The 14,110-nt window shown below is 43.0% G+C and carries 14 protein-coding genes and 1 pseudogene; 12 read left to right on the top strand and 3 right to left on the bottom strand.

Annotated elements, in window-relative coordinates; translation table 11 throughout:
* Positions 1 to 48 precede the first annotated feature (48 nt).
* From ACI48J_RS03730 to ACI48J_RS03750, 5 genes are all read left to right on the top strand, one after another.
* Entirely contained in the window at positions 49 to 1,497 is a 1,449-nt protein-coding gene (locus tag ACI48J_RS03730; RefSeq protein WP_405081745.1) for an aryl-sulfate sulfotransferase, read from the top strand.
* Positions 1,498 to 2,586, top strand: coding sequence for an ABC transporter substrate-binding protein (locus tag ACI48J_RS03735; protein WP_405081747.1), 1,089 nt, complete (start codon positions 1,498 to 1,500; stop codon positions 2,584 to 2,586).
* Between the two features lie 57 nt (positions 2,587 to 2,643).
* Positions 2,644 to 3,426: an ABC transporter ATP-binding protein gene (locus ACI48J_RS03740; RefSeq protein WP_387543638.1), complete on the top strand. Its 783-nt coding sequence runs from the start codon at positions 2,644 to 2,646 to the stop codon at positions 3,424 to 3,426.
* A gap of 15 nt (positions 3,427 to 3,441) precedes the next feature.
* Positions 3,442 to 4,302, top strand: a complete 861-nt coding sequence (locus ACI48J_RS03745) for an ABC transporter permease (RefSeq protein WP_405081748.1) — start codon at positions 3,442 to 3,444, stop codon at positions 4,300 to 4,302.
* A 174-nt stretch (positions 4,303 to 4,476) separates the two neighbouring features.
* Entirely contained in the window at positions 4,477 to 5,448 is a 972-nt protein-coding gene (locus tag ACI48J_RS03750) for a hypothetical protein (RefSeq protein WP_405081749.1), read from the top strand.
* 1,035 nt (positions 5,449 to 6,483) lie between these two features.
* On the opposite strand, the gene ACI48J_RS03755 is transcribed toward ACI48J_RS03750, so the two are convergent.
* Positions 6,484 to 6,789, bottom strand: a complete 306-nt coding sequence (locus ACI48J_RS03755) for a hypothetical protein (protein WP_405081750.1) — start codon at positions 6,787 to 6,789, stop codon at positions 6,484 to 6,486.
* Positions 6,790 to 7,333: 544 nt separating this feature from the next.
* On the opposite strand from ACI48J_RS03755, the gene ACI48J_RS03760 reads away from it, so the two are divergent.
* Positions 7,334 to 7,702 (top strand): hypothetical protein, encoded by a 369-nt coding sequence (locus ACI48J_RS03760; protein ID WP_405081752.1) that lies wholly within the window; start codon positions 7,334 to 7,336, stop codon positions 7,700 to 7,702.
* Positions 7,703 to 7,906: 204 nt separating this feature from the next.
* Positions 7,907 to 8,065, top strand: a complete 159-nt coding sequence (locus tag ACI48J_RS03765) for a hypothetical protein (RefSeq protein ID WP_326052743.1) — start codon at positions 7,907 to 7,909, stop codon at positions 8,063 to 8,065.
* A 524-nt stretch (positions 8,066 to 8,589) separates the two neighbouring features.
* On the opposite strand, the gene ACI48J_RS03770 is transcribed toward ACI48J_RS03765, so the two are convergent.
* Positions 8,590 to 8,994 carry a type II toxin-antitoxin system death-on-curing family toxin gene (locus ACI48J_RS03770; RefSeq protein WP_405081753.1) on the bottom strand — a complete coding sequence of 135 codons (405 nt, stop codon included), beginning with the start codon at positions 8,992 to 8,994 and terminating at the stop codon, positions 8,590 to 8,592.
* Positions 8,991 to 9,254, bottom strand: coding sequence for an AbrB family transcriptional regulator (locus ACI48J_RS03775; RefSeq protein ID WP_405081754.1), 264 nt, complete (start codon positions 9,252 to 9,254; stop codon positions 8,991 to 8,993). Before ACI48J_RS03775 ends, ACI48J_RS03770 begins: the two co-directional genes overlap by 4 nt.
* An 86-nt stretch (positions 9,255 to 9,340) precedes the next feature.
* Between ACI48J_RS03775 and ACI48J_RS03780 the strand changes: the two genes are divergently transcribed.
* The 5 genes and pseudogenes from ACI48J_RS03780 (at position 9,341) to ACI48J_RS03800 (ending at position 14,108) form a co-directional block, all read left to right on the top strand.
* Positions 9,341 to 9,883, top strand: a complete 543-nt coding sequence (locus ACI48J_RS03780; RefSeq protein WP_405081755.1) for a hypothetical protein — start codon at positions 9,341 to 9,343, stop codon at positions 9,881 to 9,883.
* Positions 9,884 to 10,022: 139 nt separating this feature from the next.
* Complete coding sequence (locus ACI48J_RS03785; protein ID WP_405081756.1) at positions 10,023 to 10,190, top strand: hypothetical protein; 168 nt, start codon at positions 10,023 to 10,025, stop codon at positions 10,188 to 10,190.
* A 272-nt stretch (positions 10,191 to 10,462) separates the two neighbouring features.
* A pseudogene (locus ACI48J_RS03790) lies at positions 10,463 to 11,071 on the top strand (ABC transporter permease); the annotation flags it as partial.
* Positions 11,072 to 11,463: 392 nt separating this feature from the next.
* The gene (locus tag ACI48J_RS03795) at positions 11,464 to 13,467 is read left to right on the top strand and encodes a chromosome partitioning protein ParA (RefSeq protein ID WP_405081757.1); all 2,004 of its coding nucleotides are present in this window, start codon (positions 11,464 to 11,466) and stop codon (positions 13,465 to 13,467) included.
* Positions 13,467 to 14,108, top strand: coding sequence for a hypothetical protein (locus ACI48J_RS03800; protein ID WP_405081758.1), 642 nt, complete (start codon positions 13,467 to 13,469; stop codon positions 14,106 to 14,108). Before ACI48J_RS03795 ends, ACI48J_RS03800 begins: the two co-directional genes overlap by 1 nt.
* The last annotated feature ends 2 nt before the right edge of the window (positions 14,109 to 14,110 follow it).

A 14,110-nucleotide genomic window follows, 5' to 3' on the forward strand; every position in this document is an offset into this window, starting at 1 on the left:
CAAATTCTTTTTTTACAAACCATCCAAAAGAGAGAGGACGTTAACCATATGGGACATCCGACAATTTATCCGACGGGAACGACGGTTTACAAACCGGGCAAAAGCTGGAGCGGCTACACGCTGTATCAGGCGGCGGAAACGGGGGCGCTGCTGATCGACATGAACGGGCGGGAGGTTCATTTGTGGAAAGGCCTGCGGGGGTTCCCGAATAAGCTGCTGCCGGGTGGGTACGTGTTCGGCAGTACGGCGGAGCGCGATCCGAAGTACGGGTTTCAGGATGAAGTGAATCTGGTGCAGGTGGACTGGGACGGCAACATCGTCTGGAAGTTTGACCGCTACCAGCACATCGAGGACCCCGGGCACGAGCCGCAGTGGATGGCGCGCCAGCACCACGATTACCAGCGCGAAGGCAATCCGGTCGGGTACTACGTGCCGGGGCAGGAGCCTAAAGTCCACTCCGGGAACACAATCGTACTCGCGCACAAGAACGTGAAGCGGCCCGAAATTTCGGATAAAGAGCTGCTCGACGATACGATCCTGGAAGTCGATTGGGAAGGAAATGTCGTCTGGGAGTGGACGACGAGCGATCATTTTGAGGAGCTGGGCTTCGACGAGGATGCCCGGAAGGCGCTGTACAACGATCCTAACACCCGTTTTTTCGGGGCGAACGCCGGCGACTGGATGCACATCAACTCCGCTTCGGTCCTCGGGCCGAACAAGCATTACGATGCAGGGGACGAAAGATTCCACCCAGACAACATCATCTGGGACGCGCGAGAGACGAACATTATTGCCATTACGGACAAAAAGACCGGTAAAATCGTCTGGAAGCTCGGTCCTAACTATAATACCGAAGAAACGAAACACATCGGCTGGATCATCGGCCAGCATCACGCCCATCTCATTCCGCAGGGACTGCCTGGAGCGGGCAACATCCTGATCTTCGACAACGGCGGCTGGGGCGGCTACGGCGCACCGAATCCGGAATCTCCCGACGGCATCAAAAATGCCCGCCGCGATCACTCCCGCATCCTGGAGATCAACCCGGTCACACTCGAAATCGAGTGGCAGTACACGCCGACGGAAGCGGGCTTCCAGGCTCCGCTCGATTCGTACCGGTTCTACAGCCCGTACATAAGTTCCGCCCAGCGTCTGCCGAACGGCAATACGCTGATTACCGAAGGGGCGGACGGCCGGATTTTTGAAGTGACACGTGAGCATGAGCTGGTGTGGGAATACATATCTCCTTACAAAAACAAACGCAACTCCAACATGGTCTACCGCGCCTACCGCGTTCCTTACGAGTGGGTACCGCAGCTTGAGCTGCCGGAGGAAGTGGAGATCGCACCGATCGACGTAGCGGACTTCCGTATGCCGGGGGCGGCTGCCCGCGGAGCGGTAACGACGGTGGAAGTCGAAGGAACCGTCTCCTACGGCGAGGGCGCGCTGTGCGTAGCGAGAACGGATGAAGGCCAGCCGGAACCGGAGAAGGGGTAGGTGAGGACGATGAGAGAGACTACAGATAAAAGTAAAAAGGCTGCGGGCCACCTTGGCCTACGCCAAGCATCCCATCCCCACCGCTACGCCCGAACGGTGCTCGCGCTTGTTCTCACCGCCGCGATGCTGGCCGTGCTGGCAGGCTGCGGCAAAGCGGCCGCCGACCCCAAACAGGGCGGCGCGGCGAGGCTGAAGCTGAAAATCGCGGACATTTCCACCAACTCGATTTTCCGCGTCGCCAAAAGCAAAGGCATCTTCGACAAGCACGGCATCGACGCCGAGCTCGTCTCGTTCGCCACACCGGCCGAGGGCGTCAACTCCCTGTTTATCAAACAGGTGGACGTCGCGTTCGGCGCGGATTTTCCTCTGCTGAACGCCGTGAGCAAAGGCGATTACGCCATTTTCGCCTCGTCGGGTACGGCAACCGATCTGAGCGCCAGCGAGTGGAAGCTGTTCGTCCGCAAGGATATCAAGAGCGCGGCCGAGCTCAAGGGCAAGAAGCTGAGCTTTTCCCGCGGCACTTTTGTCCCGTATTTGTGGGATGTGTATCTGGGCCAGAACGGCGTCAAATTGTCCGAGGTGAAGCTGATCGGCCAAGGCGGCTTCGATGAAGCGTATGTCGCGCTCAAAAAAGGCGAGATCGACGGCGCGTGGGTATACGGCGCGGTGCTCAACGAAAAATTCGGCGCTCTGGCCGAAGCGCACGAGCTGACCGACATGTCCAAAACGCCGGTGCGCCTCGGCAACGGCCTCATCGCTCCCACCGAGCTGCTCAAAGCGAACAAAGCAGGCTTCGTCAACTTCCTGAAGGCGATTGATGAAGCATCCGCCTACGCACAGGCGCACCAAGAGGAAACCGCGGACATCATGTACAAGGAAGTCAAGCAGCCGAAGGAAGCCACCCTCAAGGACCTCCCCAAAAACCCGTGGAAAATCGGGTTCACGGATAAAGCGTACAACGGCTACAAGGAGCAGAAAAAATACATGGTCGATAACGCCATCATCGAGAAGGATTTCGACCTGAAAAGCAAGTTGTACCTGGACATTTTGCGGGAAGCCTTCCCGGACCGGGTCATTGAAGTGAAGTAGTGCGGATATCGGAAAAACGGCAGCATACCGCGCCAAAACTGAACAGGGGGATGAAGTATGAGCACTGAGGCAGCGCCGAAACGCAACGAAATCCACATCGAACGCCTGGACAAAAGCTACATGCAGCCTTCCGCGGGCGAGCTGCACTACATCATTCAGGACGTGAATCTGGCGGTCCGGGGCGGCGAGTTTTTCGTCCTGCTGGGGCCGAGCGGCTGCGGCAAATCGACGCTGCTCAGTCTCATCGCGGGCTTCGTCTCCAAGACGTCCGGCCAGGTGCGCGTCGGTGACCGCGAGGTCGACCGGCCCGGCCAGGACCGCGCCGTCGTCTTCCAGCAGGCCGATTCGTCCCTGTTCCCCTGGCTTACGGTCAGGGAGAACGTAGAGTTCGGCCTGCGCATGAAGCGTGTCCCGGCGGCCGAGCGCCGCAGCATTTCCGACCAGTATATTGAACTGGTCGGTCTCAAGGGACACGAGAGCAAGTTCCCGCGCGAGCTGTCCGGCGGCATGAAGCAGCGCGTGCAGCTTGCCCGCGTGCTGTCGAACGATCCGGCCATCCTGCTCATGGATGAGCCGTTCGGCGCGCTCGACGCGATGACGCGCCGCACCATGCAGAAAGAGCTTCAGCGGATTTGGCAGGAAACCGACAAAACCGTCATTTTTGTCACCCACGACATCCAGGAAGCGCTGCTGCTCGGAGGCCGCATCGGCATCATGTCCGCCGGCCCGTCGTCCAACATCTCACACATCTACGACGTGCCCCTCGCGTATCCGCGGGACCTGGGGTCGCCGGAGTTTTACGAGCTGTACAACCGCATCCAGGCGCATTTCGACGAATAGGGAGGAGAAGCTGACATGAACACGAACGCCATTACGGCAAAAAAAACAATCACGACCAAGCCCTCAACCACCACGACTGCCGCCCGTAAACCGCTTATCCGCAAGCTATGGTTCAAAAAAACGCTGCTCACCCTCGTCTTCTGGATCGCGGGACTGCTCCTGTGGCACGGGCTGTCGCTCGTCTACGGACCGGAAATCCTGCCCGGCCCGGTCCTGACCGCCGAGGGCGGCTATGAGCTGCTCGCCGACGGCACCTTGCTGCAATACATCGGCATCAGCTCGTACCGCGTCCTGCTCGGCTGGACCCTCGGCAGCCTGATCGCCATTCCGGTCGGCCTCGTCATCGGCAAAGTCGACGCTATCCGCGCTTTTGCGGAGCCGTTTCTGAACTTCATCCGGTTCATCCCGCCGATTGCGTTTATCACGCTGTTCCTCGTCTGGTTCGGTATCGGAGAGACGTCGAAAGTCGTACTCATCCTGTACGCCACTTTCTTCATCGTCGTGCTGAACACCTTGACGGGCGTGCTCGCCGTAGAGGAGGACAAAATCCGCTCCGCCCGCAGCATGGGCGCCTCCGAGTGGCAGATCGTCCTGCACGTCATAATTCCGGCCACCGTGCCGTACATGTTCACGGGCATCCGCCTCGCCATGGGCACCTCCTTCATGGCCATCATCGGCGCCGAAATGATCGCCTCCAACGAAGGCGTCGGCTATCTTATCTGGAATTCACGGCTGTTTTTCCGTACGGACTGGATTTTCGTGGGGCTGATCTGCCTGGGGCTGATGGGCTTCATCACAGATCGCGCCGTGGCGCTGCTGGGGCGTAAGCTTTTGGCACGGTATGGGGTTGTGGGGACGGTGGGGGGACGGCGGTAGGGAGGACAACTAATATAATAAATTATAGCCTCGCAAAACTAGATTTTGACGAGGTTTTTATATGATAATTTTATTGAAAAAGTGAATCAATTTAATTAAATTCCAATTTATTGAAACATTTTAACTAATTGGTTCGTCTGATATACTGAAGTAAAATTTTAGGAGGTATTTTTTATGTTTAAAAGAAAGATAGCAACACTGATTACGTGTAGTAGTCTTGCCGTAACTCTATTCGGTCCTCTGTCGGTAAAAGCATCGGAAAGTGAGATTAATGAACATATAGTTGATCCTAAAACAATGGTAGTGAAAACGGATAAAGCTATGACAAAAGAAGAAGTCGATCAAATTTTAAAGAGTCTGAATGAGAAGACTAAAAATAGTCTTTCGAAGTCCCTTGCAAACAACAAAGATGAGTCTGTTGAAGAAAAATCCAAGAAAGGGAAAGAATTTATTGAACGATACAATAAAATATACAATTCAAAAGACAGAGGAATAACTATACAAGGAACCCATGATGATAATACAGCTAAACTTCGCCAAGGAAATTTCATAGAAACAATATTAGATTTAAATGAAGGTATGAATGATCTCCAAATATCCGAAGTTGTTCTTAATGGAAACATTGCAAAATCGGCAGCTAAACAACAATATCCCAACGATTCACAGCTAGAAGATGCTTTTCGTCACTATAGTTGGAATTTCATATCTACTAAAGATTCCATAGTGGGAAAGATCAAAACGAGAACAGCAACAATTAATCATGAATGGGGACTCCGGTTGGTAAATCCTGCGCTAAGTGTTTTTAATGAGGGTTACGAAAAGTACGTGAAGCAAGGTAAACCATCAGATACAGCAAGTAACGCGGCAATGAATGATGTAATTCAATGGGCTCCCGGCTTCAAAGAAAACTGTATTACAGCCGCTAAATCAAGCTACAGTTTTTTTAAAGGATTTTTCAGTGTTGCAAATATCATGGATTTGAGCAACAATGTATGGGGAAGATCCGGCCCTACTGATTATCCTGGTGCAAGCTATACAAGTGCTTTTTTACAAGACAAGGGGAAAAATAATCTTATTTTAAATGAAGCATATGTAGGGGACTATCAATACAACATGGTGTGGCAAAATCAATGGTATACTTACTAAGCATAAATTATCTTATACCCTAGCTCTGCTGGGGTTTTTTTGTTGCGATTCTATTTTGTGTTAAAATAGAGGCATGTTATCTGCAAAAAATTTTAGAAAGGAGGAAGGATTTTGTCCCTGAAGTTAAAAAAAATTCTTTATTATATCTGGTTAATTGTACCGTCTATTGGCATTATTTATTTATATTTTAAATATGGACGATACATGGATCCTCTAGACGATGAGTTTCCATTATTTAATGACGTTATGCTGATCGGTATATATATACCTTTATTATTCGTGCTATTTTATGGGGTATTGATGCATATCCTATATAAACTCATTAAACATAGTTACTGGCGTATTTTTCTTTTTTCGTTACTCATTATAATGGTTTTTATTTATTCAATTTCAATTATGGAGCAGAACTTAACTATTCGTATAGTGGTTAGTGTAATTGGGGCTTTTATAGGGTTTGCTTACTTTTTTATAACTACCTATTTCATAGATCCTAAGAAAAGAGTTCGATGACAATTCGAAAGGGCTAGTTTTCATAATTCAATATCTTTATAAGTTTGAGCAAGCAAGCTAAGCTGACTAAGCGGTTAATTACATCCTAAATCCTATTAAGGAAGATATTTATGAAAATGCGATCTAACCAATGTGAGATGAGGGGATGGATCGCTTTTTGTTTGAAGAATATTATGCGGAGCTTAGGCGGCGCCGTGGCGCTGCTGGGGCGTAAGCTTTTGGCTCGGTATGGGGTTGTGGGGACAGTGGGGGGACGGCGGTAGGGAACAAGCTTCCTAACGGAACCGAAAAAAGCAGTCGCACGGGTAAATGATACACCAATGCGGCTGCTTTGCTATGTCGGCTGAGAAACGCTATGTATGAGTATGGCAAAAGTTAAGTCGCAAGCTGACTCTTGTTTCTTTCCTTTACTATGGTTAAGATCCATACGGCATAATTAAAAGTGATCAAAATAGAAGCCACGTAAATCCAGTAGGAATATATATTTAAATTCACATACGAAATCAGCGTATATAGAACCCAAATTTAGCTTAGAAGTCGGATAATATTTAATGTAACGGGATCTCTTTTTATATATATTATTGAGAGCTCTATATATTTGAATTTCTTATTCGCTATTACATAATAAAATAAAAAAGCATGCAACGATAAATGAAAGATTGCAGTTAGAAAAGGAAAAATAATCAGACCTAAACCAAGTGCGGAAGCATTATCGACTCCCTCTGGAGTTAAGAGGCCCGCATCAAGCTTCTCCATACATTTGTAATACACAGATAGAACGGACAAAAGGGAAACAAGCAGGCTAACTATAAAATAAGTCTTTTTAGACATATAAAAATATCTCCCATCTAACCAATTGATAATAACTGGATGCCCACTCAATCCCAGTGTAAAGGAAGAGAAAAAATAAAGCACCTAAATTTACTTAAAGCAGATTATTAAATCTTACTTTTTTGCTTGTAGGTGCAGATTAAAGAATCCCTCCGTTAAAGAGGGATTTTTTATTGCCCTACACACAGCTGTAGGATGGAAAGTCATCATAATACTGTTTATATATGTTCTATATCTAAGCAGAGTTGCGATCAAATTTAATTAATAGATAAATTAAATACCACAATTTATTGGGATTTACTACCATGTAAAATAATAGTATCATTTGATGGTAATATCCAATAAATTGGTTTTAAGGGAGAGAGTCGTGAAGAAAACCATTTTATCTACTTTTCCGCCGCACTCATTGTTACCGCAATTCTGTACAATGCTTTAGCTAGTGTACCTAGTCATGAGACAACATCCTCTGTCTCTAAAGTTGAGGAAAACAGCACGGAGTCCCTTGGCAATAATACGGATACCGTAACAAAAGATGGAGTGAGTGTTGCCTTCGTCGCTGGATCAAGAGGATTCTGATTTCCTTAAAGCAAATTCGAGTGTTCGTGCCGTGGCAGAAAAATTCCTCGCCAATCGACATAATGCTAAAACAGTAGCTAACCCTGATAGTTACACTCCTAAATCCGACCCTATCTGGGGAAATGAAACCATTGTGTTGTCAAAGAAATCAAATGATTATAAAAACGCAGTTAAAAAGGATGTTATTACATTTGTATCAGTGTCCGTCACTAATGTAATCGGGGTTATTGGAGGAATCCTGTCCAAGAATAAATGGACAAAGTCGCCATCGGAAGTTTCTCCCAAACTGTATCTGGCTGGGTTAACAACCATGTGGATTACAAGTATACTTATATAACATTTTACAAAACGTATAGCGATTACTACGGAAGAGATGTATATTACTATGTAGAGGATATTTATGCAGACCCTTACCGGACGATTTTGAAAAAAACTGTCTTGAGCGAACCCCACGTGGACGCAGGGTATAAAGTTTATCTCACTACTAAAGATTACTACGATCTTTAGTTTTCGAATTAAGTAGTAAGGCGGTGGTGACGTTATGAAAACTCGTACCCAAAGAATACTTCTAACCGTCCCTTTTTTTATTGCAGTAGTTTTTATTGCAACAAAACTTGATAATATTTTATCCGCTATCATTAATGCTGTTTTTCTTTGGCTTGCTTGCACTTGGGTTCTTAAAGGAACTAAAGAGGATTAAGACAACGCTCCATCCATTAGGTAATAAATAGAAGCCCCGTCCAATTGGATGGGGCTTACATTTTTAAGATATTCGAGTGACATACAATTTCACTTCAAATGTAGAACTCACTGTTGTTAAAAGTACCGTCAAGAATGATTGAGGAAACTTCCTTTTTTATGTTCATGGCACTCACATTCTTCATCTGATTCTATGTTTACGACACCCATGAACCCAGTGCCAGTGATTTCTTTACGCCTCCCATCGTTTATGCAGTGAGCGTAGGAGTTTGTGAATCCCTTCATTACTTTATATACAAAAAAACGGCAACCGATCAAATCGGGAAACCGTTTTTTTGTGTTGAAAAGCATAGTGCTGCGCGGTCGTAAGTCCGTATCCTATATGAATGTCTTTCTACTCCCAAATAACACGATCAATAATTTTATCTTCCCAATCTAAAGTCATTTCGATCTTTGTTTTATCTTGCATGAGTAGCAAAGGATGGTTGCTCGCTGCTTATTGTTGAAAATCCGCCTGAAAAGTTGTTAAGGAATATTCACCGAATGCCGTTCGATAATTGAAGCAAGTTCCTCAAAAGTATACTTGTGGTTGACCATATCTACAGTAAAATTTTCAGCAGCTTTAGGATCCATTTTGAAATGATATCCGTTATAGCGCAGGAAAATAAGGAGTGCCGTGAACGCGGTTCTTTTATTGGCGTTCTGAAAAGGATGGTTTTGGCCGAGAGATTCGAACAGCGCGGCAGCTTTATTCCAAATTGCCGGATACGCATCTTCGCCAAATGCCGATGACAAGGGGCGATGTATGGCCGATTCGAGAAGACTGGAGGTCTTGACTCCGATTTGTTCCCCTGGGCTGTACCTCTGAATCATCGCGACGTTGATAGCGATAACCTCTTGGGCGGTTAAATAACGGGTTTTTGTGCTCATCTATTTTTAAGGCCTTTGAGGGTCTCGTCGTACTCACTGATTACCTCGGTCAAATTATCCAAAAAATCCGCGCTGATGCCTTCGGGCAGTGTAACTTTAGTCGCTTTCTTAATGAGGATTTCCCCGCTGGCTTGATTAACATCAATTTGTACCGTGTCCCCTTGCTCCAGGCCAATCTGCTTTAAAGCATCTGTCATGGTGATCCCGAGACTGTTCCCAAACTTCGTCACTTTTCTCTCCATATCGTTCACCTTACCCATCTTGTTTCCTCCTTCATAAGGATATTCAACTGTTATAACAATTATACGTGAATACCTCCTGTGGGGATAGGATAAAAAGGCCCGAGATGACAGCAGGTTCTATAAAAGTTAGAACTACATTTTACACAGGCCGTCAACTACAATTGCTCTATCAGCCAGGTCGGCAGATTGACTTCAAACCAACATACAAGGGCGGCGGCAGTATGAAAATTGTTAAATACCTCTTTCTATCCTTAAATAGTCTGTTGTCTTTTTACGCAGGTTTGTGGGCTTATGAAATGGTTCTATGGTTAGTTTGGGAGCAAACCGTTAGCGAAGGGGACTTACGAGCCGTTCAGTATTGGGCGGGAATCGCGTATCTCATCATCTTGGTTCCCTCTTATCTTTTGATATGTTCTTATGTCGCATCCAAAATAAAATCGGGAATTATGCGTCTGCTGCTTTATCCTATCGGGTGCGCACTCATGTTTGTTATTCCCACCTTATTTATATTTGCTGCTTTTGGCGGCGGGAATCTCTTTTCGGCGGAGGCGTTTCTGTTTTATGTGTTTTTTATTTCCTCGGGCGTAGTATTTGGTCTGGGGTATGCTTTGAGTCTGTTCTTGACATCAAATAGGTTTGAAAAATAATTCGTAGGTGCACTCCCTTTAGTGTAAAAGAGGGTGCTTTTTTGTTTTAACTTAATGAAGGAAATGAAAATATCGTTTACAATGGAATTATTAACCACCCTTAGCATTGCATGATTAACTTGGATCAGGAGGGTTTAGAATGTCTATGAAATTAATGCTGTCGGGGATTTTCGTATTCCTTTTGACCGATTTTATGGGAAATACAATGGGGATCAAGCTTTATTTGCTGGAACTTATTCTTCCTCTGTTAGGGATCGTTTTGTTTGTTTCAGGGCTCTTTGTGAAAAGTGGCCGTGATTCGCGGTGATTTGTAATCAAGACTGGAAGGAATAGGAGTCGCCTCTTGAAGCCAAAGACATTTTTAATGGAGTCTCAGGGGGTACCAGCGATTTCATTGTAGTGACGGTCTTTTTAGATACGAATATAGCATCTGAATTAGGGGGCAATCGAATGAATCTACTTCTGAAATTGCTATGACAATCAATGAATTTTGAGCTGAAGGGAAACTGTATATGGATATTTTGAAGGAAGCTTCCCGCACCTTAATTTCAAGTAACAGGATCATTGAAGAATAAAGCTATCGGCATCAGCTCGTACCGCGTTCTGCTTGGCTGGACCCTCGGCAGCCTGATCGCCATCCCGGTCGGCCTTATTATTGGCAAAGTGGACGCCATCCGCGCTTTCGCGTAGCCGGTTCTGAGCTACATTCGCTTCGTTCCACCGATCGCGTTTATCACCCTGTTCCTCGTCTGGTTCGGCATCGGGGAGACGTCGAAAGTCGTGCTCATACTGTACGCCACTTTCTTCATCGTTGTGCTGAATACCTTGACGGGAGTGCTCGTCGTGGAGGAGGACAAAATCCGCTCCGCCCGCAGCATGGGCGTCTCCGAATGGCAGATCGTCCTGCACGTCATCATCCCGGCCACCGTGCCGTACATGTTCACGGACATCCGCCTTGCCAGGGGCATCTCCTTCATGGCCATCATAGGCGGCGAAATGATCGCCTCCAACGAAGGCATCGGCTATCTTATCTGGAACTTGCGGCTGTTTTTCCGCACGGACTGGATTTTCGTGTGGCTGATCTGCCTGGGGCTGATGGGTTTCATAACAGATCGCACCGTGGCGCTGCTCTGGCGTAAGCTTTTGGCTCGGTATGGGGTTGTGGGGACAGTGGGGGGACGGCGGTAAAGGGAGGGGCTTCTAAAAAGCTATAATGGATTCTATATGAATTATGTGACACACTTACTGGTTGAAGTTTAAAGTAGTACAGTCATTATCTAATAAAACTGGATAAGTACAGCAATCTCAAAGGATAAAGATAAATATGTCTTTATCCTTTAAGATTTTTTTATTCCCACCACTTGTGGACACAAGAAAGTATAATTATATCCGCTGTACATTTTGAGGAGAAAGCCTTCAAAATTTACAAACTACTAGCATACAATAGTGTCTTTTTTGTTAAAATTTTAAATATATAGTAAACAGGAAAATGGTACAATATACCTAGAGACGGATGTATACTATTAGCCTATTTGTAAAATGGTAACTATTTTAGTGAACACTTTAGAGGGGGGAGTTACATGAAAGATATTTATTTGCCAATCTTAAGATCAATATCAATAAAAAATTATTCCCTATATGTTCAAGAGCCAACATTTAAATTTTATTTTTTAGATGGAATTAGCGCAATTATCGGTGGTAATGGTATTGGAAAAACCACATTTGTAGAAATAATACTTTATTGCTTGTTAGGACATAGGAGAATATATCCTGTACTTGGCAAGAAAAAAACCAAAACTAAAGAGAAGATAATTGATTCTAAGTTTTTCAGTTCTAGAATGAATCCTAAATATGGTGAAAATCTAAAGGCTGAGGCATGCTTAGAATTCACTATAGGTGGAAATGAAATAATTATAAATAGAAGCTTGTATTTAAATCAAATTATTTCATTAAAGATTAACGAGGAAGAAACAATACTATTTGATGAAGATTTTTATCGGCAAAAAATAACTCAATTTTCGGGCATTAATAGCTTCCAAATGTTTGATAATATTATAAGGAAATTTTTATTTTTTGATGAAAGAAGAGAGAATATTGCCTGGGATATTGATGTACAAGATGAAATTTTAAAAACTCTATTCTTCGATGAGGAATTTCTTCATAAATTTAAAGAACTTGAAGAAGAAGTGATTTATGAAGATACGCGAGGTAGACATAAAAGTGAAGATAGACGTTTAGAGAAAGAATCTTTAGAAAATTTAAAGCAAGAAAAAGAAAAGTTATTTGCTGAAGTAAAAAAAGATGGAGAAAGTATTGATTTAATACAACTCTATGAAAGAAAAGTTGAAATAGAAACGGAAATATTAGACGTCAAGAATGAACTGGATGATAAGCTTGATTTATTTAATATCGAACAAGAAAGATTAGATAATTCATTTGGGGAAAAAAATACATCAATGCAGAAAATTGAAGAATTAAATACTGATATTAATAAGTTAGAGGCGAAATTATATGCAAGTTTATACAATCAATTACCGGAGTATTATTTAAGCCTTGAAAGATTTTTGATAAGTGAAGGCAGATGTCTTGCTTGTGGAACAAAAAATAAAGACTTAAAGGCAATAGCCACCCAACATAAACAAGATGGAGAATGTATAATTTGCTCATCTAAGCTTCAGGATTTAGAGGCATTTGATCCAGAAATTGTAGATAAAATAAATATCTTGGTTGAGGAAAGAAATGAATTACAAATAATAGTTACTAATAAAGATCTTGAGATCACAACTCTACAAATTTCTGTAAATGTAATTAACAATGATGTTAACAATATCAAAAATAAACTTAATGATTTGCAAAGAGAGGTTCTATATATAGATTCTGTAGCTGCACAGTATAACAGTAAGAATAGCTCTGATACTTACACTCAAATAGTCGAAGTTAAACAAAAAAATATAGATAAACTAACCAACGAAATTACTGAAATATATAACAAAAGAGATGAGTTAAAGGATGAATTGAATAAATTGCACAATAAATTTAATAAAGTAGCTATTGGGTTAAATAAACATTTATCGTATTTTTTCAATAAATATGCGAGTACCTTTATTGGATTAGAATGTGAACTTACGGTTCAGAATAAGACAATAAATAAAATTCCTCATGTAACGTACTTGCCTAAAATTAATGGAAGTATCCGAGAAGGTGTTAATTCGGTTTCTGAATCACAGCGCTTTTTTCTTGATCAGGCGTTTAGAATGGCTATTATTGATTATCTTCAAAATAGCATAAAAGATTTTAAAACATTTTTTATTACCGAGACACCTGAAGGAAGTTTAGATATTGTCTATGAAAAACAAGTTGCTGAAATGTTTACCCTCTTTGCAAGATCGTCGAATAATATAATTTTTACTTCTAACCTAAATAGTTCGAACTTTCTACTAACTATATATAAAGAAATTAACGTGAAAGAAAGAGAAATGCGCACTTTAAATTTGTTGGAAAAAGGAAACCAAACGAGATTGCAACAAAACAATCCCCAATTAAAAGATTTATCTAAAAGAATAATGGAGAGTGAGGGCATTTAATGAAAGATCAAACATTAACAATAAAAAATGATTTAATAATAATGGCTTATTATATTGAAAAGTATGAATGGAATGAAGTGAATAAATCTACATTTCAAAGGTTACTTTACTTTTCAGCAGTTTTATCTCCAATATTTATGCCAAATGAAAATTGGGGATATATTTTCTCTAATACATTGTTTGGACCATATAATCATGAACTGGGCATTGAAATCAATGAGTTAGAAACAAAAGGTTTTTTAGAACTAAAAGAAAGAAGAATATATACTAATAGAATTGAGGAAAGATTTACAATTTCCAAACTAGGGATTGATACATTCGAAAAAAAATTATTTAATATAGCTACTTTGCGACCCAAAATTTTATGGTTTAATACTTTGGTCAAAACACTCAGCTTGTATGGAGAAGAGTTTTTAGTGAAATTAGTTAAGGAAGATCCTAATATCTATTATCAAAATGAAATGAATAAAAGATCAAAATTAGTAACTGATAATAGTAGTGATAATTTATCAAAAGAATTCTTCCAATTTTTAAAAGAGAAAGGAATAAGTAATGATATAAATTTTTCAATGAATCAAGATTATTTATTACTGTTTTTTGATGTATTGTATCAAAAATATAAGGGAGGGAGGGAAATTTGACC

It is taken from the genome of Paenibacillus chitinolyticus, assembly GCF_045038035.1.
Classification (GTDB): domain Bacteria; phylum Bacillota; class Bacilli; order Paenibacillales; family NBRC-103111; genus Paenibacillus_F; species Paenibacillus_F chitinolyticus_A.

What these genes read in the sequence shown, in the direction of transcription:
- ACI48J_RS03780 (WP_405081755.1), top strand. Translation starts at nt 9,341, where the DNA reads ATGACAGCAGGTTCTATAAAAGTTAGAACTACATTTTACACAGGCCGT.
- ACI48J_RS03785 (WP_405081756.1), top strand. Translation starts at nt 10,023, where the DNA reads ATGTCTATGAAATTAATGCTGTCGGGGATTTTCGTATTCCTTTTGACC.
- ACI48J_RS03770 (WP_405081753.1), bottom strand. Translation starts at nt 8,994, where the DNA reads ATGAGCACAAAAACCCGTTATTTAACCGCCCAAGAGGTTATCGCTATC.
- ACI48J_RS03745 (WP_405081748.1), top strand. Translation starts at nt 3,442, where the DNA reads ATGAACACGAACGCCATTACGGCAAAAAAAACAATCACGACCAAGCCC.
- ACI48J_RS03800 (WP_405081758.1), top strand. Translation starts at nt 13,467, where the DNA reads ATGAAAGATCAAACATTAACAATAAAAAATGATTTAATAATAATGGCT.
- ACI48J_RS03730 (WP_405081745.1), top strand. Translation starts at nt 49, where the DNA reads ATGGGACATCCGACAATTTATCCGACGGGAACGACGGTTTACAAACCG.
- ACI48J_RS03740 (WP_387543638.1), top strand. Translation starts at nt 2,644, where the DNA reads ATGAGCACTGAGGCAGCGCCGAAACGCAACGAAATCCACATCGAACGC.
- ACI48J_RS03755 (WP_405081750.1), bottom strand. Translation starts at nt 6,789, where the DNA reads ATGTCTAAAAAGACTTATTTTATAGTTAGCCTGCTTGTTTCCCTTTTG.
- ACI48J_RS03750 (WP_405081749.1), top strand. Translation starts at nt 4,477, where the DNA reads ATGTTTAAAAGAAAGATAGCAACACTGATTACGTGTAGTAGTCTTGCC.
- ACI48J_RS03775 (WP_405081754.1), bottom strand. Translation starts at nt 9,254, where the DNA reads ATGGGTAAGGTGAACGATATGGAGAGAAAAGTGACGAAGTTTGGGAAC.
- ACI48J_RS03795 (WP_405081757.1), top strand. Translation starts at nt 11,464, where the DNA reads ATGAAAGATATTTATTTGCCAATCTTAAGATCAATATCAATAAAAAAT.
- ACI48J_RS03765 (WP_326052743.1), top strand. Translation starts at nt 7,907, where the DNA reads ATGAAAACTCGTACCCAAAGAATACTTCTAACCGTCCCTTTTTTTATT.